This is a genomic window from Natrinema gari JCM 14663, from assembly GCF_000337175.1.
GTDB lineage: Archaea > Halobacteriota > Halobacteria > Halobacteriales > Natrialbaceae > Natrinema > Natrinema gari.
This window is the reverse complement of record NZ_AOIJ01000049.1, coordinates 140,817-163,295: the sequence shown is the minus strand read 5'-3', so window position 1 is coordinate 163,295 and position 22,479 is coordinate 140,817. Positions and strand designations below refer to the sequence as shown.

24 protein-coding genes are annotated in these 22,479 nt (G+C 55.0%); 13 read left to right on the top strand and 11 right to left on the bottom strand.

Annotation, left to right across the window (positions count from 1 at the left end):
* Positions 1–186 precede the first annotated feature (186 nt).
* The 3 genes from C486_RS09535 to C486_RS09525 are packed head-to-tail and all read right to left on the bottom strand — an operon-like array spanning position 187 to position 2,376.
* Positions 187–1,308, bottom strand: a complete 1,122-nt coding sequence (locus C486_RS09535) for a phospholipase D-like domain-containing protein (RefSeq protein ID WP_008455539.1) — start codon at positions 1,306–1,308, stop codon at positions 187–189.
* Positions 1,309–1,349: 41 nt separating this feature from the next.
* A complete protein-coding gene (locus C486_RS09530) occupies positions 1,350–1,796 on the bottom strand; it encodes a hypothetical protein (RefSeq protein WP_008455537.1) in 447 nt (148 codons plus the stop codon).
* 43 nt (positions 1,797–1,839) lie between these two features.
* Positions 1,840–2,376, bottom strand: a complete 537-nt coding sequence (locus C486_RS09525) for a hypothetical protein (protein WP_008455536.1) — start codon at positions 2,374–2,376, stop codon at positions 1,840–1,842.
* Between the two features lie 131 nt (positions 2,377–2,507).
* Between C486_RS09525 and C486_RS20180 the strand changes: the two genes are divergently transcribed.
* The gene (locus C486_RS20180; protein ID WP_083866017.1) at positions 2,508–2,774 is read left to right on the top strand and encodes a MarR family transcriptional regulator; all 267 of its coding nucleotides are present in this window, start codon (positions 2,508–2,510) and stop codon (positions 2,772–2,774) included.
* 133 nt (positions 2,775–2,907) lie between these two features.
* Here the strand turns inward: C486_RS20180 and C486_RS09520 are convergent, their stop codons facing one another.
* Both C486_RS09520 and C486_RS09515 read right to left on the bottom strand, forming a co-directional pair.
* Positions 2,908–3,189: a hypothetical protein gene (locus tag C486_RS09520; RefSeq protein ID WP_049910351.1), complete on the bottom strand. Its 282-nt coding sequence runs from the start codon at positions 3,187–3,189 to the stop codon at positions 2,908–2,910.
* A gap of 418 nt (positions 3,190–3,607) precedes the next feature.
* Positions 3,608–5,176 carry a hypothetical protein gene (locus C486_RS09515; RefSeq protein WP_152419147.1) on the bottom strand — a complete coding sequence of 523 codons (1,569 nt, stop codon included), beginning with the start codon at positions 5,174–5,176 and terminating at the stop codon, positions 3,608–3,610.
* A 582-nt stretch (positions 5,177–5,758) separates the two neighbouring features.
* Here C486_RS09515 and C486_RS20175 point away from each other — a divergent pair.
* A complete protein-coding gene (locus tag C486_RS20175) occupies positions 5,759–6,142 on the top strand; it encodes a zinc ribbon domain-containing protein (protein ID WP_160164294.1) in 384 nt (127 codons plus the stop codon).
* Between the two features lie 227 nt (positions 6,143–6,369).
* Positions 6,370–6,699, top strand: coding sequence for a hypothetical protein (locus C486_RS09505; RefSeq protein ID WP_008455528.1), 330 nt, complete (start codon positions 6,370–6,372; stop codon positions 6,697–6,699).
* Positions 6,700–6,861: 162 nt separating this feature from the next.
* Here the strand turns inward: C486_RS09505 and C486_RS09500 are convergent, their stop codons facing one another.
* The 3 genes from C486_RS09500 to C486_RS09490 all read right to left on the bottom strand — a co-directional run bounded on the left by C486_RS09500 (position 6,862) and on the right by C486_RS09490 (position 9,111).
* Positions 6,862–7,794, bottom strand: a complete 933-nt coding sequence (locus C486_RS09500; RefSeq protein WP_008455524.1) for a tyrosine-type recombinase/integrase — start codon at positions 7,792–7,794, stop codon at positions 6,862–6,864.
* Positions 7,791–8,324 carry a hypothetical protein gene (locus tag C486_RS09495; protein WP_008455523.1) on the bottom strand — a complete coding sequence of 178 codons (534 nt, stop codon included), beginning with the start codon at positions 8,322–8,324 and terminating at the stop codon, positions 7,791–7,793. The genes C486_RS09500 and C486_RS09495 overlap by 4 nt, the downstream gene beginning before the upstream one ends.
* 82 nt (positions 8,325–8,406) lie before the next feature.
* The gene (locus C486_RS09490) at positions 8,407–9,111 is read right to left on the bottom strand and encodes a hypothetical protein (protein WP_008455521.1); all 705 of its coding nucleotides are present in this window, start codon (positions 9,109–9,111) and stop codon (positions 8,407–8,409) included.
* Between the two features lie 58 nt (positions 9,112–9,169).
* Between C486_RS09490 and C486_RS09485 the strand changes: the two genes are divergently transcribed.
* Both C486_RS09485 and C486_RS09480 read left to right on the top strand, forming a co-directional pair.
* Positions 9,170–9,766, top strand: coding sequence for a hypothetical protein (locus tag C486_RS09485; RefSeq protein WP_008455519.1), 597 nt, complete (start codon positions 9,170–9,172; stop codon positions 9,764–9,766).
* A gap of 46 nt (positions 9,767–9,812) precedes the next feature.
* The gene (locus tag C486_RS09480) at positions 9,813–10,814 is read left to right on the top strand and encodes a hypothetical protein (RefSeq protein ID WP_008455516.1); all 1,002 of its coding nucleotides are present in this window, start codon (positions 9,813–9,815) and stop codon (positions 10,812–10,814) included.
* Positions 10,815–10,822: 8 nt separating this feature from the next.
* Here C486_RS09480 and C486_RS09475 read toward each other — a convergent pair whose 3' ends face one another.
* Positions 10,823–11,551 (bottom strand): hypothetical protein, encoded by a 729-nt coding sequence (locus tag C486_RS09475; RefSeq protein ID WP_008455514.1) that lies wholly within the window; start codon positions 11,549–11,551, stop codon positions 10,823–10,825.
* 73 nt (positions 11,552–11,624) lie between these two features.
* Between C486_RS09475 and C486_RS09470 the strand changes: the two genes are divergently transcribed.
* From C486_RS09470 to C486_RS09440, 7 genes are all read left to right on the top strand, one after another.
* The gene (locus C486_RS09470; protein ID WP_008455512.1) at positions 11,625–12,284 is read left to right on the top strand and encodes a hypothetical protein; all 660 of its coding nucleotides are present in this window, start codon (positions 11,625–11,627) and stop codon (positions 12,282–12,284) included.
* Between the two features lie 145 nt (positions 12,285–12,429).
* The gene (locus tag C486_RS09465) at positions 12,430–13,827 is read left to right on the top strand and encodes an ATP-binding protein (RefSeq protein ID WP_008455511.1); all 1,398 of its coding nucleotides are present in this window, start codon (positions 12,430–12,432) and stop codon (positions 13,825–13,827) included.
* 194 nt (positions 13,828–14,021) lie between these two features.
* The gene (locus tag C486_RS09460; protein ID WP_008455509.1) at positions 14,022–15,032 is read left to right on the top strand and encodes a restriction endonuclease; all 1,011 of its coding nucleotides are present in this window, start codon (positions 14,022–14,024) and stop codon (positions 15,030–15,032) included.
* A gap of 66 nt (positions 15,033–15,098) precedes the next feature.
* Entirely contained in the window at positions 15,099–15,407 is a 309-nt protein-coding gene (locus tag C486_RS09455; RefSeq protein ID WP_008455507.1) for a hypothetical protein, read from the top strand.
* A complete protein-coding gene (locus tag C486_RS09450) occupies positions 15,404–16,174 on the top strand; it encodes a hypothetical protein (RefSeq protein ID WP_008455505.1) in 771 nt (256 codons plus the stop codon). The genes C486_RS09455 and C486_RS09450 overlap by 4 nt, the downstream gene beginning before the upstream one ends.
* A gap of 128 nt (positions 16,175–16,302) precedes the next feature.
* Positions 16,303–17,163: a hypothetical protein gene (locus C486_RS09445; protein ID WP_008455503.1), complete on the top strand. Its 861-nt coding sequence runs from the start codon at positions 16,303–16,305 to the stop codon at positions 17,161–17,163.
* A 604-nt stretch (positions 17,164–17,767) separates the two neighbouring features.
* A complete protein-coding gene (locus tag C486_RS09440; RefSeq protein WP_008455501.1) occupies positions 17,768–18,436 on the top strand; it encodes a glutamate/valine-rich protein in 669 nt (222 codons plus the stop codon).
* A gap of 53 nt (positions 18,437–18,489) precedes the next feature.
* Here the strand turns inward: C486_RS09440 and C486_RS09435 are convergent, their stop codons facing one another.
* The gene (locus tag C486_RS09435; RefSeq protein ID WP_008455498.1) at positions 18,490–19,113 is read right to left on the bottom strand and encodes a class I SAM-dependent methyltransferase; all 624 of its coding nucleotides are present in this window, start codon (positions 19,111–19,113) and stop codon (positions 18,490–18,492) included.
* A 451-nt stretch (positions 19,114–19,564) separates the two neighbouring features.
* On the opposite strand from C486_RS09435, the gene C486_RS09430 reads away from it, so the two are divergent.
* Positions 19,565–20,878 carry an FAD-dependent oxidoreductase gene (locus tag C486_RS09430; RefSeq protein ID WP_008455496.1) on the top strand — a complete coding sequence of 438 codons (1,314 nt, stop codon included), beginning with the start codon at positions 19,565–19,567 and terminating at the stop codon, positions 20,876–20,878.
* Between the two features lie 586 nt (positions 20,879–21,464).
* On the opposite strand, the gene C486_RS09425 is transcribed toward C486_RS09430, so the two are convergent.
* Positions 21,465–22,472 carry an asparaginase gene (locus tag C486_RS09425; RefSeq protein ID WP_008455494.1) on the bottom strand — a complete coding sequence of 336 codons (1,008 nt, stop codon included), beginning with the start codon at positions 22,470–22,472 and terminating at the stop codon, positions 21,465–21,467.
* Positions 22,473–22,479: the final 7 nt, after the last annotated feature.

The window sequence follows — 22,479 nt, the reverse complement described above, 5'->3', positions numbered from 1 at the left end:
TGGCAGAACTAGTCACAGAAACAGTATCGCTCTAAAAATGCGGAACTTCCGATTATGAGGTGCTCACATTCCGGAATAGCTGGTCCGTCGCAGCGTGACTGAAGTCTCGGACGCACTATTCATCCGGCTTCTGAATAACTGAAGAGAGACGGCGTCGGGCGTGCCTCGAAGCCGCCTGACCGTTCTTCAATCCTGTTCGAACGCTTCACGGATTACCTTCTCATGGTACTTGCGGTCTCGTGCTACACGGTATACCACAGGGTCGTGATACCGTCTCTGTGGGGCCTTCTCTGCTCGTTCCATCTCCTTATTCACGGCGCTCATCCACACCTCCCGGAACTCCTCGTCAACTATCCGATTAGGAATCCCATCGAATCCCACGAACCACGGCCTATCGGATTCATCTTCGTCGTATATTGAGTCGAACCGTCCGGTGTAATCCGCCTGTTCGATGTACGGTTCAGATTTCTCCGTCGATGGTAGGATGAACTCGGTTCTGGACGGCTCACCTCGAAACGCAACGAGCACGTACCGGTTATTCACTGTCACAGGGAGCGTCCCAGCCTGCGGGATGGACATGAGTAACCGAGGGTCATCGTTCGTGAGTCCCGTCTCGGATAGCACCCCATCGACCAATTTGAAATACGAATATATCCATTCGGGACTGGGTGCTTTACTGACCCTCTGGACGAGTTCTGCATGACTCTCCTCGTGTTCTACGTCCACGACTTCGGTGTCCCTTTTCGATTCAGATAGGGACGCTGTGCCCGGCGATTCACCTGATGAAAAAGAAATACTCGATTGATTCTGCGCAGGACTCGGTGTTGTGGATGCGGATTCTATGTACTCTTCGACCCGGTCAACCTCCGGTGGGTCGTATATCGACCATAACGTCTCGAACCACTCGGTGAGTTCATCGATGGTATCCTGTTCATCGAGGAGTACGGACATCTCCGTTCGTCCGGTGAGTCCTTTCTTCGTGAAGTTCGCTGACCCTATCAACACCCGGTCGCCACCAACGACGACCTTCGCGTGTAGGTTCGTAACGTGCCTGACGTGGTCTTGGTGTTCGATGAGGAACTCCTGAATCGCCTCGCGGTTCGTCTGTCCGTGGATGCTCAACCACTCTCCTACGTCGGTCAGGAGGAACCATTCGTTCGTTTGTTCGGTAATTTCTTGGAGGTAGTCAGGAGAGATGTACGGACAGGCGATTAGCACCTCCTCGTCGTCCGTAATCTCACGGATGGCCCTATCGAACGGTGATATTCCGGTTCGGTCCGCAGGGTTATGGTATACGAGTTCGGTCATACCCGGAGAATTGACCGCAAGCTGGCAAAACGATATAGGGGTCACTCGGGTTCAAACACGGGCAGTTCACGGAGAACATCTGTGTCACAGTCGAACGGACTCGGGAGCTCGTCAACGAATGCCCGCACGAATCCTGTGGTTCCCGGTTCGACCATCACCTCAGCGTCGGCGTGAACCGTTTCACCGTCCTCGTTCTCGTAGGTCGTGGGGACAAGTACGGGGATGCCCTCGTCAATATACTCCTGCGAGACCTCGCGTAATGCCTCGCTCTCCGTATCGAGGTTTCCGTCCGTGTCTATCGTCCCGACCACCTCGCCCCGCTCGTAATTGAGTATCTCGACCTCTACGACCTCGTGCTCATCGTCGGGGTCGTCTTCGTCACCAGCGTTTGCTATCCCCTCGGCAACGGCCCGCCCGAAATCCTTCTCCATCCACTCCGCTATCTCAGCGGCATCAGCGTCGGGGCCGGGCCGTTCGGGGTCGTCCATGCGTTGTAAATTGCTGTTTTCGGTATTTAGTCGGTGGTGACAGTCAATTGTTAATGTCGAGCGCCCACAGGGCCATATCGAGCGTTCGGAGACTCACGTCGAACTCATTTGCAAGCGCCCAGCAAGCACCGAGGTACAGTAGGTACTCCTCAACCGTCGGGTCATCTGAAAGGTCCTGTGAGAGGTATCCCGTCTCTTGTAGCACGTTCCATGCACGCTCATCAATCACTGTGAACCGATTCGGGTTGATGAATAGGAGAATCGCTGAGGCGACCGGAACACCGATACCATTCAACGAGGTGAGAGCCTCGACCTTCGGCCGGATACTCGACTCGTGGACTGCTTCCTCGATTCGCGCTTGAATCTCTTCATCGCCATTCTTGCGGAGGTGCTTCAGCGTCGGTTTCGTGAAGACGCCGACCTTCCACTCGATTATCCACTCCAAATCCTCCCGCGACCATTCACCCTCCTCGAAAGCGGTTGGTAACGATTCGAGCCGGGCGACCTCTTCCTCATACAGGTCTTCCTCTTCGGCATACCGAGACTCCTGCTGTTCGAGTACGTGCCGACCCAAGTCCATTATCTCGAGGGAACATCCCCACCAACTTAGCATTAACCACAAGAAATTGTGGCTATAGAACTAAATTCTAATGCTGATAGCCACGTCTTGACGCCCTCTGAAGCAGTTAAACCCTGTATTTTAGTCACTAAATGCGACCACGGGTTGACTGGATGACGCAGGCAGACGAACGAGTACTGGAGTTTCTACATGAGAAGGACATAATCGCATCTCCCAGCGTTATTGCCGCGAATATCGATTACACGCAGGAGTACATATCTCGGCGGTGTCGGAAGCTAACAGATGCGGGACTGCTACAACGGGCTGACGCCTCAAACTATCGTCTCACTGACCTTGGAGAGCGATTTCTTGCGGGCGAAGCTGATGCTGATGACTTCACACTCGACAAACCGGACTAACAAACGCTGTCTCTCACCGTAGACCGAAGAGACTCGCACGAGAAGCGAGAGGAACAGAGCGCCCCGAGGGATATATCGGAACGATTGAGGAACCGCAGAGACGCTAGTGTCTTCGGTTGCTGCAATAGGCGACTTAGCGCATCGAATTACGGTACATCTCCTCTCGGGCTCGTTGTCTATCTCGTTCCTCTTTCATCCTCTGCTCATACTCCTCCTGCTTGGCCAGCATCTTCGAGACGTACGCTTCTCTGTCGCATTTGAATGGTGTGCCGTGTCCTTCGGCTCTGGCCTCCCGTTTCAGCTTGGCCTTGTTTTCATCGTAGGTGAGCTCCGGGTCAACGTAATCCAGCCACCCGTCGATATCCCCAGTATCGGCAATTCGTTCTAGATGCCTCAGCAGACGGTCAACAACCATCGGGCGATACGCTCCCACCGCATCCCCCTCTTCCTTGCACGAATCGACTGACGACTGCCGCGCAAACCGCTCATACAATCCCAAACTCATTCTGTGTCTGGGTAAGTGACCAGCACAGAAGTAGTTCACTCAAATATCTGATAGTCTTGATAGCGGATTTTCCCGTAGTCGATTGTAAGCCCCTCGGTTGAGACAGTCCACGAATGATTTCCGTCTATGTTGTGCGATTCCAAACTGCAACCACTGTAGATGCGAAGCTGAAAGAATCCTAGACCAACACGTACCTGTGACGACTGACCCCCTACATTCGGTGTTGCAGACTGGTCGATTGACGATTCCGGCGCGTCAAGCGCGGGTACTCTGAAAATATTTTCAGCTTCACGAGACTGGTGGCGAGAAAATGCAGAGCCGTGAGCCGCTAGAACTCGGGGAACGGGACTCCGTCAGGCCAGCGGAACTCCGAGTTCACCTCGACCGCCTTCGTGGTCCCCCCGCGTCCGGTTGTCTCAACGACTTCCCCGAAGCCGAGAGCCACCACGTCGTCAATACGGTCGCGGGCGGTCGGCCGGCTCACGTCCAGAATCGTCTCCACATCGCTTGCGGTGAGTGGGGCGTCCCGGTCCGGGTCGAGGAGCGCCCGGACGATTCCCCGACGTTTCGACGGCATGGTACTCAGGGCAACCCGTCCACATACTTCGACGTCTTCGAGTTCGAGATGGGTGCGACCGTGGATGAGCGCGTGACCACGGGCGAGGTCGTGGAGGAGCTGCCCGATTCGCTTCGGAGCCTCGCGTTGTGACTCTCTATTTATGATTGAAGCGCGGGCGTAGATGACGACTTTGGCGAGATATTCAATCAGCTCCATGACTTCGTTCGGACGCTCGTCGTCCCATGTAACGCTTGATGAGCCGCCGTGGAACTCCCAGAGGTCATGTAGAAATTTTTGGACGACATCTTGGCCACGTTCAATGGGTCGCCGTTCACCTCCGTCAACCACAGATGCCAGCCACCCATCATCGTACTCCTCCTCGGGCCACTCGACGAAGAGAAGGCGCTGCCCTACGTTGCCCATCATCCTCCACGCTCGCGGGCTAAGAGGTGTTGTCGCACCGATGAAATTGAACCGGATATCATCGTACCCGGCCTTACCGTGGGTCGCAGTATGGCGGTAGAAGCCGTCACCGTCCATTATCCGTGCCATCGTCCCCCACCGGCTCTGAATCGTCTGCTCGCTCCCTCCAAATAATGTCTGGGCGTCGCGCACGGCGAGAGTCCGGCCTTCGAGTTGTGGGAGTAAGTCTGTATTAGTCGAGTTGCCTGTCGATTTTGAAGGCCCTGCGCTCACGAACGAGGCAGGAGTGATATCTGAACGACGACAAAACTGCTCGGTGAGCCCCCCGAACGTTTTGAGTAGCATCGTCTTGCCCACGCCCGACTGGCCCTCGACCATCATCGCTCGGGATGATTCGATGTCATCAAGCAGCAACGTCGCGTGGGTTGCCAATAACGGCTTCATCACCGTCCAGCCCTCTTCGTCGAACTCGTCACGGATGACCTCTCGCACGTCGTAGTCCGCAAGAGAAGGCTTCGTCGTCAGTTCGGGAGAGTCGCTTGAATTCCGAGCGCTTTCGCCGTCTGAGCCATTGATTTCAGACGACCTGTTCGCGGCGCTCGTTGCTGCCGAAGTCGCCCCTTTGGAACTCTTCTTGGCACGCTCGTACCTGCGAGCGAGCTTTTGTTCACGACTCTCGGGTCCTCGACCTCGGGCCCGATTGATTTCAGCTGTCGAGTACTCCCTGCGTGACGATTCGTACCGCTCTCCGAGTTCGTCATCAGAATAATTCGAGAACTCCAATGAAAGCACATTCGCGGGGAGGTCACGGGGCCATCCTCGTGGGCTTTCGTAAATCGGCCCAACCGTCTTTGCTTTCTCTTCCTGTGCATCTCGTCCGTCGTAGGATTGGGTTTTAGCCATTTTCGACACCATGTGTGAAGCCTTCCAACGAACCGCTCGTAGCCCAACTGACCATCGAGGCTCCACGCTCGGAAGTGAGTGACCACCTCGGATTACACGTACGAGCCAATAATGACCCCGTATTTAGGACGAAGGGTTGACACGGTAGTCATTAGCAAGCTCAATCTCACCTCCATCAACACCGGGTCAAATCGAGTTTTTTACTAGCTACGCAAGTAGCTAGCTTTTTTGGCTGTTTACTGTACCAATAGATGAGTAGTGATTGACTCCGTTGAAAGAGTATAACAACGGTATCTTCTCAAACACCCGTCTTCCCACTCGTTGTTAAATATATGACATCTGTTCTAAACAAAGACACTTGCAGTCTAAGCGATAGTAGAGACGAGAGGATGGAACACACAGATTATTCCGTCCATCGTCAGACGACGCAAGCTGCTCCCGTGTCCGTGAAGTGAACGTGGAGGCAACGACTCGGACTAGTGGCTCAGCCAGTCCCACAAAGAACAGGAGAATCTCTATCTCAGGGGATTCAGTCTGATTCGGAATAGAAAATCCTCCACCACACCTACCAGCATCTTCTCCGAGCGTAGCGTCGTGCCAGACCGATACTGCCAACAATGTGGTGCAGAGCTTGATAATGAGACCTCGTACTGTCCCGAGTGTGGTACCGCAGTTGGAGATGACTACGAACCCGAGACGACCGCCGACGTGACCTCGACGGATGGCGACTCGCAGGATTATCCTCGTGGCCCGTTCCAGTCACCTCGTCGCGCCGTTGGTTCCCTGAACCTCCTCGGGTTCGTCTCGTTCCTGCTCGCCATCGGACTCAACGCAGTGGGTCTGCCCATCACTGCGCTCCTGCATCCTCTCGACATAGCCCTCTTCATCTACTGGTTCGGGGTGCTCGTCGTCGGACTACCGCTGTGGGGACTCTTGCATGTCACTGATAACGTCCTCGGATTCCTCAAATCGGATTGAGAAACGACTCCTGTGAGACGAAGCAAACTCCTCGCTCTTGCAGGGCAGGTTTCATCTGTTACATCGTAGGGGCCGGGGTCACGAACAGGGACAGCGTTGCGCGTCTTTGCGGAGACGCGAAAGCAGGGACACCGATGGACTCTAGTTAAGCGATTTACGGGCTCAAACTGCGATTAGTTTCACTCCGCTCGGACAACCATTATCTTGCCACCCAACAAGTACGATGCATGTGGATTGAGGTGCTTCCTGCGGTCGTCATCGAGAATTTGGACGTGATTGCATTGATACTACTCGGATTGCTCGTCGAGAAACAGTACATCAGCCGACCCGCCATCTGGGCGAACGTCGCAGCCATCAACATCCACCTATACGACTACTCATTCGTGAGCAACTGGCTCTCCTGGTACGCGAATATCGGGCTTCTCGTTGCTGGCCTCGCCCTCTATACATACGGGTTCGACGAATCCCTTCCAGGATGGTACTACACGCTGGCCTGGGCGTACTCGTCAATCCCCGTCGCAGCTATAGCGTACCTGACGTGGAGCGGTGCGCTCTGAAACAATCAGAAGACACGATGATACTCATTCGTCTTAGACCGAAGACACTCGGTCGGAACCGCGGTTCGGTGGCTGTCTGATAGAACACAGGGACCCGCCCCATCGACTTGCTTCACGACCGCGTTTCTTCGTGTCTCCCCGTATTGCTCCACGAGGGGGAGGCTAGAGGTCGAGTAACTCGATGCACTCAAGATACGACTGCTTCGCATCGTATCTGTCAACCCTTGTATATATGTCCATGGTACGAGAATTTGAATCTCCCCTGATGTACTGGAGATAGTGGTCCGGCATCTCGTTGTTACGCATCAGTGTCGTGAATACTGTCCGGAACGTGTGAGGGGTAAACTTGCGGTGAAAGCGCGTCTCGCCCTCGTCCATCACGCCTGCCTCGACCGCAGCGTCACGAACGGCTCGCTGCACCTGCGTCGTATTCACCCGATTCCCGCGAATGCTCAGGAACAAGTACTCGGAGTCGCTATCTGGGCGAACGAGACGATACCGTTTGATGGCGTGCTTCACCTCCTCGTCAACAGGGACGACTGTTTGACTCCCGCCCTTGCGCTCACGAAGGCGGATGAATCCGTCATCAAGCATGAGGTCGTCCTGTTCGATTTCGAGTGCCTCGCGAATCCGGCAACCCGTCTTTGCGAGAATGACGGCAATCGCCTTGTTCCGTGGGTCAGCGATGTTATGGACGATTTTCTTTGCGCTCTCCCACGTCGCGCAGTCGGGACGGTCGCGGTACTTCTGTGGGATTTCTTCGAGGACGACCGCTGCGGGATTCCCAGTGATATCTTCAAACCGTGGCCGCTTCATCGTCCACCCGTAGAACGACGACAGCGATTCGAGGTATCGCCGCTTCGTGTTCCGCGAAAGGTTGCGGTCGGCAAGCGTACCGACGTAGTCCTCGATATGTTCCACCTTGACGTCTTCGGGCGCGAGGTCAGGGAATTCCTCGTGGAAGAATGATTTCAGCGTTCGGGAGTAGGCGTTGAGCGTTCGACGACTGCGCCCCATCGCCTCCTTCCGTTGGATGAAGTCGTTGACCGCGTCGTGCTCGTTCTCGTAAATCTTCTCGCGGGTCTTCCCCGTCATGCTTCGACCACCTCCGCGTCAGCGTCGTCGTGAGTAAGTCGCCACCCATACCCTTGCTTATACTCGACTTTGTTCTCTTCTGCGAGGTCGAACAGCTGCTCCTCAACAGCATCCTTGACGATTCCCGTGAGGACGCCGCTCCCCGTCACCTCTTTGAGAATGGTTTCGAACTCCTGGTAGCGGTCGGTGAGGAACGCAGTGACGAACTCCTCGTGTTCGATATCGATTTCACCGGGTTCGGAGTTACGAGCGTCTTCAAGGTCGTCCTGCAACTGCTCGACTTGCAGTTGTAGTTCTTCCACCTTCGACTCGTTCTGACTGTATGCGAGGAACCCTTCTTGACGGGCAGCGCGGGCCTCTTGTATCAGTTCATAGAGGTACTTTGACCGGCTCCCGTAGCCTTGCTCCTCGCTCTCCTCCATCCACTCCTCGGCGTGCTTGCGGCTCGGGTAGAGCGCAACGTAGGTCGTCTCCTCGGACAAGCCGACCTCGTTCTCCCACTCGGTTTGCTGTGGCTCTTCGTCACTCATTCGTGTCTCACAACAGATAATTACGATTGGACGCTCCTAGGCCTATGGATAGCAACGACGGATGTGATGACCGTAGCTACTGCTATTCCTCTTGTAGCTCTCTGTAATCCTCCGCAAGCTGTTCATATAGTTCATCAACCTCCTCACTGAGTTGCGCTAGCTCATCGATTTCTTCCTCTGCCTGTTGTTCCATCACCTCGATAGTATCCTCAAAGAACTGCTCTACGTCTGGCCAATTATCAATCACCCACTCAGACGGGTCAAAGTATGGTTTCGTGATATGACCGAAATGCTGTTCGAAATCACGGTCGTCATCTTCTCGGTGAAGGTCGTCGACCATGACAACGAGCGACTTGGAACGTTCTAATTTTGATGTCCGTGCCTGTAACGGCAATACGTTCTCATGCTGTGCATAGTGCCGTAGACCCAGGACTGCTCTCGACGACTCTTTTCTCATGTATTCGTTTTTTACCTCCTGCAAATCCTCTCCAAATGACTGACCTACTCCGTTTTGAAGCGTTCTTTGCTGTTGGAGAAGGGTATAGAGACCTGAAAGGTAGTGGTGGAGCCTCCGCTCAACCTCGAAAACATAGCCCTGTGTTTCGAGTTGTTGAGTTCGTTCGGTGGCGTGTGGGGTGTCCAGTTCATGGATATCTTGCAAATCGTGGAAGTCATTCAGTAATGTGGTGTGCCGCCATCTGAATTTCTGCCTCTCGTCGATTACGTCACGAGCTTCATGCCCCCGAATCCGTTCAAAGATGGGTTCCCTCTCATCCTCAGAAGTCATAGAACCCGATTGAGTACCAGCAAAAATAAATCGTTTGTAGCAGAACGTCAGAAAAAGAATGGCACAGATAATTGAGAGCCGATTTCGGGTCTTAGAATTTGACGAAGAAGATGCACTGCTAAACGATATTGTAGACACAGGTTTGCCAGTCCACGTCAATAAAGAACGAGAGGAATACGGCGAATCCCTCCAGACTAAAATTGACGCCTTGGAACCAGGGAACATCATTGAGGCCGAAATTCAGAGTGAGTCCATCACGAGACAGGACGATACCTGGAAATTCATCGACCTAAAGGTCACTGACGAAACTCGTTTCCATTTTATCGAAGATGCCGATAATCACTCCTCTCATGTACCTGAATTGGCTGCCACTGCTGAAAACATAGGTGAGAATACTGCGCGTACTGCAATCTCCTCGGATGGTGAGCCGATTGGGTTCATTACTGTAGGACAGGACCAAGGGGACCGATTTTGGTACGGTTTGCAAATGGGAACAAACACCCACGAGTTCGACATTCAAAATTTGGAAGCCATCGATGAGCCACCGTATGAGGTGATTTACACACGAAACTCGGACAAGAGTTTGCTTATATTCTATCACCTAGCTGAAAAGGACACCAAAGTCGCACGGGCCGTTTTATCTGCAAATCGATAATACGTCCATCCGGAATCTTTTGAGGTGCGTCTCTGTATGTCGTTGCATGCCAAATCCCCTCTTCTCGACGTACACACAAGGCGAAAACCGAGTTACATCAACAGTCATTGCCGTCCTTGAGCACGTCAACAACCAATTAGCGGAAGATATTCTGGAAGCGTTGACCGACGAATCGGACCTGTCGCTCGTCTCGTTCGATAATCAAGTGACAGGCGTCGACTCGGTCCCCGATGCTGCAATCAAGAGTTCAACTGCGCTCTGGTTCGAGACGAAGACGAGTCGGGACGCTGTGGACAAGGAACAACTCGAAAACCATCTTCATGCACTCGACGAGGACAAAACGGAATTGCAGCGTCTCATTGTCCTGACTCCGGATGCTCGACTCCCTGACGAGGTGGCCGCAATCAATGACGAGCGCATCGTATGGGCCAACTTCGACTCGCTCATTGACACCATCGAGACGGTGCTGGAACGAGACGTAGGGAACGCCGAGGCGAGTATGTCCGTCCCAACCGAACGTGAAGCGTTCCTTCTGCGCGAACTCAGTCGCTTTCTCTACGACGAAGACCTCGTCAGCGGAAAAGAGGACCGCGTGCTGGTCGTCGCGGCTCGCAAGGCATGGCCCGAATATCAAGAGCACGGGCTATACTTCTGCCAGGCGAATCGGTCGTTCAAGCCTGTCGACCACCTCGCGTTCTACACCGACGCTGAAATCAAAACAGCAGTCCCGTCAGTAACGGATGCCATCGAGAGCATCGAACTCACCGAGGAGACAGTGCGAAATCACCCTGACCTCTCGCAGTCGCAGCGCGAACAACTGCTTGATGCAGTGACGCAGTTTCGCAAAGAGGGGTCCGAACGGTACGGTGAAACGGAGAAAGTCATCTTCCTGCGTGATGGTATCGAACTTAACCACCCGGTGAAGAACGACAAGACAGCGAGTGATTCTGACCGCACGGTTGCCTTTGTCCAGGGACACCGTTACGTCTCATTCTCGAAGCTTCGGAATAGCCCCGAGTACACAACCGAATTAGAGGATTCCGACTAACTACCACGCTATGGCGGAGTCGTACCGTTGATGGCGTTCTCAAGAAGGTCCAGAAATCCACTATCGTACCGCTCGTCTACGTGATTCACGTTCCAAAGACCTGATTCCCGTATCGCCTGACTCTGGCTGTGCCGACCGAGCCATCCGCTTCCTCGTGGGTCAATCGGTTGCTCGTCGAAGTTGCTGAGGAGAGCGATAACATTCTGTTCGAGGTACGCTCGGTCGCTGTCGGCACTCGGTTCGTCATCGAGATTTACCCAGAGGAATGGCTGCTCCCGGATGTAGGTGCTCACCCGGCGCTCGAGGATATATTCCTCGTCACGAACCTCTGCCCGCTCACGCTCGACGCTTGACCAGCGTTTGTCCCAGTCGGGATAGTCGTCGTGCAGGTCGTGTTTCTCAATGATAGATTCGCCGACGCGCTTGCGATACACGGAACCACGGTGAGCGCCCCCGTGAGGATGGTTGGAACTCCCGCTGCCCGTTCCGTAGTGTTGTTTCAATCTATCCCAGAGCGACGTGCTACTCCCCGCAGACACCGCATGTGTCCCGACGCGGGTGACGCGCAGCTGGTCAGTCGAGGCGCGTGTTTCGCCCGGTTCGAGGAAGAAGTAGACGCCGCGGTCGGGCCAGTCCATGTACCCGGTGCAGTTCTTGAGTTTCCGTGTACCGCCGACTCGTTGTTCAAGGTCGTCGAGTAACCCATAGAAGCGGTCGAGGTCGTCCTGACGAGCCATTCTTACAGGATTCCTCTCATTCACGCACAAAGAGTTTCACCACTCGGTACGACGGCTTCGAGTAGAACGACGGATGGACATCCTCGTACTCTCGCCGTGTTCCAAAGACAAACGATACGACCCCGTTCTCGACTGTGAGGACGTAGACGAGTGTCCGCGCGAGGAATTAGCGAATGAACACGGCGAGTACACGACGACTGCGTCCAACATGTACACTGGTCGTGAGCACAAGCACGTCGAAGAGGCAGTCACTCATCTCCGTGAGGTTGCAGATGTCGACTGGTACATCATTTCCGCGGGATTTGGATTACTACGTGACAGGACCGAAATTCCGTCCTATGAGTGCGGGTTCAGCGACATAGAATCCGTTCGAACGAGGGCCAAGCGAACGGGATACGATATTGACGACCTGACGAACGACGAGACGATTCAGGCAGTCGGCCGCGAGAAGGGAATACCTCAGGCGTTCAGTGATGTACTGAGCCGGGAGTATGACTTGCTATTCGTCGTCCTGAGTGAGCCATATCTTCTGTCAGTGGCGGATGCGCTCACCGAGATACCAGAGCAAACGACAGCATTCGCTTTCGCCTCAAACGGGAGTCGACAGTACGTTGGCGACTGCACCTGGATTCCCGCCCAGAAACGGAACGACAAGCCCTCGAAACGGCGTGGATGGCGTTACGAGGTAAACAGTTCCGCGAGCTTGCGTCTTCAGCAGACCGACGAGAGTTAGAGCAGCTACGGGAACATCCTGAACGTGCAGAACCCCCGAGTTCCTGAGAGCACTACACTAATTCTTGGGTTTGCGGGGGAATCGCGGTTTCACTTTCACGTTGGTTGTCTAAACTTCAAGAACGTTCCAAGCTAACAAGCATCGCATGTCCGAACAGGCGCGAAAATTCGACCTCAATATGGAGGAGGTGCTTGAGGCGTGGGGCGTCGCGGATGCAACCCGAGAGGTAATCGCCAACGCCCTCGACGAACAGGCCCTCACAGAGACAAGTGAAGTAGAAATCTACGAAGACGACGAGGGGAGATGGCACATTCGGGACTACGGTCGAGGGCTACGCCACGAGCATCTCACGCAGAACGAGGACGAGGAGAAGCTGAACAACCCGGACAAGGTAATCGGGAAATTCGGCGTCGGATTGAAGGACGCGCTTGCGACGTTCTACCGGAACGGAGTCGACGTGACCATTCACTCGAAGCACGAGACAATTACCGTCGAGAAAGCACCCAAGGCAGATTTCGAAGACATCGAAACGCTGCACGGACTCATCTATCCCCCAGAGCAAGATATTGAGGGGACGGACGTGGTTCTCGAGGGCATCACCGAGAGCCAAATCGACCAGGCCAAAAGCAACTTCCTACGTTTCACCGACGACGAACTACTGGAGGAAACCAAGTTCGGAGAAGTCTACGCTTCCCCCGCAGGCGAGGATTCTCGTATCTACGTGACAGGGCTCAAGGTCGCTACCGAGGAGAACTTCCTTTTCAGCTACAATATCACGAAGACGACCAAGCAAGTGCGAGACGCCTTGAATCGGGAGCGTTCAAACGTGGGACGTACGGCATACAGTTCGCGGGTGAAAGATATCCTTCGGGAGTGTGAAACCACAGATGTCGCTCAGCGCCTCGTAGACGACTTCGAGAACTTCACTGATGGGACGACACATGACGAGGTGAATTGGAAGCCGATTCGTCTGCACGCCGTGAAACTTCTGAACGCGCAAGATAACGTGGTATTTGCGACAGTTGAAGAACAAAACCGCAAAGTCGACCTATTGGACCATGCACAGCGAGAGGGTCATCGCGTTGTCACGGTTCCCGACAATATTCGAGACGAACTACGGAACGAACGAGACGCTGAAGGAAATCAAATTCGTGACGTAGGAGTCTATCGCCAAGAGTACAATGAAGCTCACGAATACGAGTGGGTTCCAGAGAACGAAATGACGAACGAAGAGCTTCGAGTCTGGAACCTCCGTGATGAGATACTCGGGTTGCTTGATGAACGACCGCCAGTCGATGAAATACGGGTTTCAGAAACTGTTCGAATGACAGAACAGGGTGACATGGCGAGGGGCGTCTGGGAAGGGGGAGAACGGAGAATTGTTATCCGTCGGGATAGGCTTCAGAGTCCGCGTACATTTGCGAGTACACTCCTTCACGAAGTAGCTCATCCCAAAAGCGGCGGTGCTTCCGACCTAACGAGGCGGTTTGAGGACGCACTTACCCAACTCCTTGGCGAAGTTGCGGAATCGGCTATAGAATAACAATGAGTCATCACAATCGTTCCGTCTGGCGCGAATGCCCCGAGTGTGGCGAGAACCAGAAAGTGAAGCAAGGTGGATGGGCAACGTGTCGAAACTGCGGCGAGAACTTTCACGTATAGCCAAATTTGGACCACGCCGAAAGACGGGGAACGTGCGAACCTTGATACCTCGAGGTTCGGAACAGTTCGGATAATATGGCTGAGCGAGCGTTCATGGTTCGCGCCGGGAATGACAACGAGTTAGTCGAGGAATTCGAATCTCGTTCTCTGGTCGCGGTTGGATGGGAGGAACTGGGGGATGTGTCTGATGTCCGGTCATACGAGGAGATGAAGGCCCGATTCAATTCGACCGACGAGTACTCCGAGCACAATAGCCGGCGTATCGCCCAGAACGCGGGGCAGGTGAATCGATTTGCGCTTGAAATGGAGGAGGGACATCTAGTTCTGAGTTACGACAAGACGGAGCGCGAGTATCTCATTGGAGAGGTCACGAGTGGGTACGAGTGGAAACCAAGCGACCACCCACTAGGATATCCGCACGTCAGGCGTGTCGAATGGGAGGATACGGTTTCCCGCGATGAGTTCACGACCTCGACGAAGAACACGCTCGGAAGCACGCTCACGGTGTTCTCGCTCGACGACTGTATTGATGAAATCACGGGCGTTCTAAGCGGGGAGACACCCGATGAGAGCGAGGACGACGAGGACACTGTACCATTCGTCGACGAAGTGGAGAACCAGGCAGACGAACTCATCTCCGACATTCTGGCGAACATGGACCCGTTCATCTTCGAGGAGTTGGTCGCCGCAGTCCTGCGAGCGATGGGATACCACGCGAAGAAGACGCGGGACAGCCAAGACCGAGGTATTGACGTAGTCGCTCATCCCGACTCGTTGGGATTCGAATCGCCGTATATCAAGGCACAGGTCAAGCGCCAACAGAAGAAAGTCGGCTCCCCGGATATGAGAGCATTCACCGGAACCCTCGGGAACGGCGAACGGGGCCTGTTCGTTTCGACTGGTGGCTACACAAGTGAGGCACAAGATGCCGCGCGGAACGCCGAACAGCGGGTCACACTCATCGACCGGGATGAGTTTATTGACCTCCTGATTCAGCACTACGACGACCTCGAATCCGAGTATCAGGCGACGGTTCCCCTAAAGCAGGTCTATATTCCATCCCAAGACCCTCCGCTCGAAGAATGAGAGGCAGCGAGACAGGTCGCGTATAATCAACCTTCAAGTCACCCCGGCGTCGAACAAATAGTAATAATGGGGCGAATCGGAACAGCCAACCGGTATTTCAGACTACTCGCGCCCCTATTCGAGTTTCTTGGCATAACGGCATTGGTCATCTTGGCACTCGTCTATCCCGACCGTGTGCAAATTGATTGGCCAATTGTTGCTCTAATCGTTCTCCTCCTACTGGTTCCGTTTTTGCCATTCATTAGTCGAGTTCGATACGGGGAGATTGAGGCAGAACTCGATACACCAAGCAGAGAAGAGGAGATAGCAGATTTAGGGGAGTCGCCCCAAATTACGGGGGAAGGAGAACCCCTTGAGCGAGAGGAAACCACATGATGCCCGTTGATGAACTGCAGTTACGGCGGTTTGTGAACGACTTAAATTCGGACTACGAGCAGGACTCGATACTCACCAAACACCATGAGGTGATTCCATACGACGAAGATAGAGATTCGGGCGAGTCATTCATCCAGATAGGGCGGCGAACGAACCTCCCTAAACGGTTCTTTGCTCAGGGTGACAACTACTCCACGTTCCAGATTGCGAGCCAATTCGCTAAGTCGATAGTCACCGGAGAGAAGGGATTCATCGCTCGTTCATTCATTGATGAAGTCGATGGAGAAGTCGAATCTGCTGAACTCGAAGAAAACCTGACTTTTGACTTAATCCTCGAAGCCTATCGTCAGGTTCCAGACCCCGATTATATTCTCATTCCCATCTACAAGGAGTTCCATAGAACGGTCTCACAGTGGGCAAGAAATCAAGAATCATGGATGGACGGCTTCAGAACGCTGGAGGTCGGGACTTCGAAGGTGCAGATTCTATGGGTTTCCACTGACCTCGATATCCGCGATATCGTCGTCGTTGATACTGATTATACTCGCATCATCCGGAAAGAGGGCGGTCAATCCTCTCCTCCCCCGGAGGTTGATGTGATACAGGAGTACGAAGAATTCAGCCGGGGCAAACCCGTCCTCTGCACGTTCGGACAGGATTCAGAAGAATTTGATTTCGTATATCGGACAGTCCTATCTGAACCTGACCTGACCGAGTACTCTGGGTTCGTTATCGAAGTTCCCGACGACCTAGAGCTATCGGAGTAGCGCACTCCTCTGACCTAAATGATTGCCAGGTGTTCACCAAACGAATCTACGGCGAGGGTGACACACGCAATTTATGAACCGTTCGCTATCCAAAGGTTAACAGGTGTATTTGACCCGATGGACTAACAATGCCCACATTTCCTACGGCTGAACTTCCAGTCCCAGAATCCTGGGAAGAGTTCGAGGCAATCGTCGCAGATGTGATAGAGCGGAAATGGGACGACCCCTACACGACTAGGAACGGACGCCAAGGGCAGGCCCAACACGGAGTCGACATCTATGGAACCCCCGCACATTTAGATGGGGATTTGGCAGGTGTTCAGTGTAAGAACATGACGGAAGTCGACCTTGATATTGTGGAAGATGAGGTTGACAAGGCCAAGGATTTCGAGCCTCCACTCTCCGAGTTCATATTTGCGTGCGCTGCGCCATCTGATGCTCCGCTGCAACAAGAAGTAAGAGAGCTTTCAGAGGAGTTGAGTGAAGACGGGGTGTTTGACCTCCGCATCCTGTTCTGGGACGATTTGAGCCTAGCACTTTCGGATGACCGTGAGCTCCTAGAGAAACACTATCCCCAGTTTGTAGAGGAGAGTGAATCATTGGACAGCGTTAAGAGAACAATCTTAGAATCCGACATCTCTGACTGGACCTATGACGATACTGAAGGACGCTACACATACGAGCCAGATGTTGATTTGAGAATTGAACGAGATGACTTTGAGAACCGCGAGGATTTCCACGAGGATTGGGCTCAATTTGGCTCGCACATCGGACAGAAGTTCACAGTCACAATCTTCTATGGGTCATCGCCCGTTCTCAAAGGGTACGTCGTCGCAGTCGATGACTCACGCGCTGACATCCCCATGCCGGACATTGAGACACATAGCTTGACACCCTATGAATACCAGCTTGGCAAAATTCTAAATATCGCATCTGCATGGAACTACGACAAGTATCTGCGACGTACAGACGTAACTGTTGAACACTGATTTTCCAATCAGACAACGTTGAATCCGAGTATTAGGCGACAGTGCCATTGAAGTAGGTTTACATTCCCTCTCAGGACCCACCGCTCGAAGAGTAGCAAGAGAGTGTGAACGGATTACGGATTGAGCAGCGTCTACAGCCGCGCTAAACACATTCACTATGGATAGATTGTGAGTCGTGAGTGCCGAGGCCAGCTTTCTAGCCATACCTCCACAAGGAAATCGACGAACATCAGAGAATCGCGTCTGCTCTCCTCCGAGAGCAGACAGTCGTCATCTGAGGTCGAATAGAGTCCACTTTGCTATCACATAGGCCCTGATCCCTCTAAATGGGGTATTGCATTCACGAGTCGGGATGTGTGTTTCACAGGGGAGATCGGCAACTCTCGTTCTTGAATCGCCGGTCTCGAGGGGTTCCGACTCGAGCTCTTGTCGTCAAACAAGACCAATCCGATGGTATCTCGGCGTCATCGGTGCCGATGATCGTGCGTCCGAGTTGCTGTCGGCGAGTTCGGACTCGAGTAGACGGGTATTTTCCGGTGGGCTCCTTCTATCCGGTCATGCACTCGAAAACGGAGGAGACTACTTTGCTCGAGAGGCCCGCCCGATGAACCCGACTCGCGTCGACTTTGTGGTCGACCTCGCCTATGGGATTATGATCTTCGCTGCGGTCGCGCTCATCGTTGCGGTGGAGACTGGGATCGGCATCGCGTTCGGGATCGGCGTGTTGGCCTCCTACGTTATCCACGTCGCGTGGAAGATGGCCAGGTTCGACCCCGATTGGATGACGACCGAGGTCGCCGAACGTGTCGAGGAGACGGTCAGCGACACGGTGAGCAAGGAAGTCGAAGAAACTGTTAGCGATACAGTGAGTAAAGAAGTCGAAGAAACCGTTAGTGATACGGTCAGCAAGGAGGTTGGAGAGACGGTCAGCGATACGGTGAGCAAGGAAGTCGAGGAAACCGTCAGCGATACAGTGAGTAAAGAAGTCGAAGAAACGGTCAGCGACACGGTCAGCAAAGAGGTCGACGACGTAGCCGAACGGGTCGGGGAGACGGTCAGCGAGGACGTGACCAAGACCGTCGAAGAAACCGTTACCGACACGGTCAGCAAGGAAGTCGAAGAAACTGTCAGCGATACCGTCAGTGAGGAAGTCGAAAAGACCGTCAGCGAGGCAGTCGACGTCTCGACCGACGGCGAAGCAGTCGAGACGGACGCTGATTCGGACCGCGACGGACGGGACGAATCGCGTCCCTCGAGTTCGGAAGCACAGTAATGGTCCGGGTCGGTCTCAGGCGAACGGCGGCCACGAGACGCACAGCGGACGACCTATTCCCGTGACGTGCGGAACGCCCGGACGGTATCTCGCGTCCCCGACTCGGCGTCGACCTCGCGGAGCCCTAACTCGGTAAACACGCGGTTCCAGTTGCGGTGGTACAGCGGGAAGTCGTCGTTGACGTAGCTTACGTCCGGCTCGCCCGACTGCGATTGGTCGCTCTCGCCTTCGTTCTCGACGGTAACGAGAAGGTCCCCGGTGATCCGCGTCAGTTCTCCGAGGACCCACTCGGCGTCGGGGTGGAGATGCTGAAGCGTTTCCACGGAGTAGACGGCGTCGAACCGCTCGTCCGCGAAATCGCCGATGACGGCTTCGATCGTGTCGTGATGGAACGTCCCGTCGGCAGCGAGGTCGGGATAGGTCTCCGCCATCACGTCGAACGCGTCGTCGTTGACATCGATCCCGTGCAGGTCCTCGAAGCCGTGATCGTGGAGGTGTGCGAGGTGGCGGCCCGAACTACAGCCGAGTTCGAGGACGGCCGCGTCTCGGTCGACGAACCGCTCGAGTCGACTGCGGACCGCCTCGCTGCGCTTGTCGGGGCCGTAGTGGGCGTAATATTCCGGTGAGTACGCGCCGGTCCGCTCTGCCCATTGGCGACGGACCTCGTTAGAATTCACGTGCGGTATTCACGGTGCGCACCTAAAGGCTAGTCGACTCCACCCGCAGCGACCCGGTCCACCGTACAACTCGGATAGTGTTTCTTTCTGTTTCAGTGGGATGCCACCGAGAAATCACAGTTTGCAAAGTGGTTTTCCCTCTCCAGCTCGAGCCGAACGCGTCCCTCGGTACGTCGAATGTCGAAACCGATCGGCCCGGCAACGACGTAGTAATCGGGACGTGAGACGAATCCGAGAGCGGGAACACGAGGGTAGTGGCGACTTCCAAGGAGTCGGTACAAGTACGGAGGGTTGTGATATCGACGGCGAATCGTTCCTTGGAAAGGATTTCCTACCCGTGAGCCTGCAGTCGTCGATAGGGGTTTCGTCGAGCGTCGATGGATCGATCGAAAAAATATGAGTTATAGGTCTGGAGTCGAGCGGTTGATATACCGGCCCACACGATCCAATAATGTCTGGTAAATACGACTTAGTAATCGTCGGCGGCGGTATTAGTGGTGCGTCGCTTCTGTACACGACCGCGAAGTTCACTGATATCGATTCGATCGCCCTGATCGAGAAGGAATCCGAGATCGCAGCGATCAACTCCCACCACACGAACAACTCTCAGACTCTCCACTTCGGGGACATCGAGACGAACTACACGCTCGAGAAGGCCGAGGAGGTCAAGGAGGGTGCGGAACTCCTCGCTGGATATCTGGAGAACCACGACCCCGACCGGGAGATGCACGCCAAGCGCAGCAAGATGGTGCTGGGGGTCGGTGCGGAGGAAGTCGCGGAACTCGAGGAACGCTACGAGGACGAGGGCTTCGGCGATCTCTACCCGAAACTCCGGCCGATCGGCCGCGAGGAGATCGGCGAACTCGAACCGAAAGTCGTCGAGGGCCGCGATCCCTCGAAGGAGATGCTCGCACTCCAGACGCCGGACGGCCTGTCTCTTATACACATCTCTGATGGCGCAGGGAGGNNGCTCAGAGATGTGTATAAGAGACAGACCGACGGCCGCTTCGACTGTGACGCGACCGTCGTCGCCGCCGGCTCGCACAGCCTCCAGATGGCCAAGGAACTCGGCTACGGCCAGGACAAGGTCCTGCTTCCCATCGCAGGGAGTTTCTTCCTCGCGGACGACCTCCTGAACGGCAAGGTCTACACCCTCCAGATGAAGAAACTGCCCTTCGCCGCCGTCCACGGCGACGCGGACGTCCACGACGGCAGTATTACGCGATTCGGACCGACCGCGAAACTCGTTCCGACGCTCGAGCGCGGCCGCATCTCGACCGTGAAGGACTTCCTCGACGTCTTCGGGCTGAACGCGGCGGCGTTCCTCAGTTACGCCAACATCCTCTCCGATCGTATCCTCCTGCCGTACGTGCTTCGAAACCTCGTCTACGATCTCCCGAACGTCGGTCGGAAACAGTTCCTGCCCCACGTTCAGAAGGTCGTCCCGAGCGTCGAACTCGAGGACATCGAACGCGCGAAGGGGTACGGCGGCGTCCGACCGCAGATCGTCGACACCAAGAACAAGTCCCTGGACATGGGCGAGGCCAAGATCGTCGGCGACGACGTCATCTTCAACATCACGCCGTCGCCGGGTGCCTCGACGTGTCTCAAGAACGCCATGCGCGACACGCACACGGTACTCGAGTTCCTCGACGGCGAGTACGAGTTCGACGAGGAGGCGTTCCGATCGGCGACGATCGATAACTTCCCGCGTGCCGGCGATTCTGACGGGCCGAAAGCGGTCAAACCCAGCGCGGACGACTGAGCAGTCAGACGACGACAGTTCCGGTCGGCCGTCCGTCTCGTGTCGGAACGGGACGCGACGCTGGAGCGAGATCCGGTTAGGTTCTTGCTGGTCCCATCGTGACGACGCGTCCGCGTAATTATTCTCCGAGTGATGGGAACCCGTTCTATAGGCACCAATATTGTCTTTGCAGAGCAATATTGGTGACATGTGGAAATTGGGTATTAGTCGATTCTTCGGATATGGCTGCCCTGTTCACCTATTATTCCTGTTCTAGAAGAAAGTTTGTCGTAATAGCTTACAAAGTTATGAATATCGTACCGTGGGGTCCTATGAGGACCTATTACCAGTCTCTAAGCGGGACCTGAGTCGAGACTATTCACGAATTGATCTGAAATAGAGTTTACTTAATTGCACTATATTCGAACTGGTGCTTGGCCTGTCCTTTCCTCAGATTGGGCCACGGAAGGGCAGTGACTGCTCCGCCAGTGGTCGTTGCTACGTGATCTCACTGCGACCGGGATGACAGTTCGACAGCGTCGGCTCCGTGATCTCGTCCGTGTCGCTGGTCGATTTCGTACGGCTCTCGAGGTCGGCCTCCATTTTCTTACGGATCACTGGTCGCCGTCACGTATCCGTAGCTGTCGTGCTGACTGGACCCGAACAGGGCTCGTACGTCGTCACTGTCATCGTGTGCCGACAGCGCCACGAGGAGTTTGAGTCGGGCTTTGTGAGCGGGGAGGTCCGACCCGAACACGACTCCGGCCTCCGCGAGGGCCTTGGCTCCGCCGTCGGAGCCGTACACGGGGGACACGACCCCATCACGACACCGCGTCGTGACGACGACGACGACATCGTTGTCGATCGCGGACTCGATAGCGGACGCCACGTCGGTGGGAACGTTTCCGAGCCCGAGCGCATCGACGACGAGACCGTCAACGCCGCGATCGACAGCGTATCGGATCGCGCGTCCATCGGTGTCCGTCGATGTGGTCACTAACTCGACGGTCGCGGTTATCGTCCGGGTCGGGATCGTTGCCGAGAGGCTCTCTGGCTGCCGGTAGAACCAGAACCCCCCGGGTGTCCGTTCGGCGACGAGCCCGTAGTCCCCCGAATCGTAGGCATCGAGATTGCTACTGTGCCGTTTCGTCACCGCTCGCGCGGCGTGAAGCTGCTCGTTGAACAAGACGTAGACGCCGTCCTGCACGTGGTCGTGGGCCGCCGCATCCAGTGCACCACGAACGTTCGCCGGGCCGTCGGGACTGATCTCGTCGTGGGTTCGTTGTGCCCCGGTCAAAACCACGGGCACGTCCACGTCGAGTACGAGATCGAGATAGTAGGCCGTTTCTTCGATCGTGTCCGTTCCGTGAAACACGATGATGCCGTCCACGTCGGCTGCGACGGCTCGAATCCGATGTCCGATCTCCTCGAGGTCGTCGGTGGCTAGCTCGGAACTCGGGAGCTGCGTGAGCTGTTCCAATTGCACGTCGACCCGATCGAAAACGCCCGAATAGGCATCGGCCAATTCCTGTACCGACTCGGTCGGAACGGTACCCGCTCCGGTCGAGGTGCTTGCGATCGTCCCTCCAGTCGCGACGACGTGTACGGATCGCATACCTGGT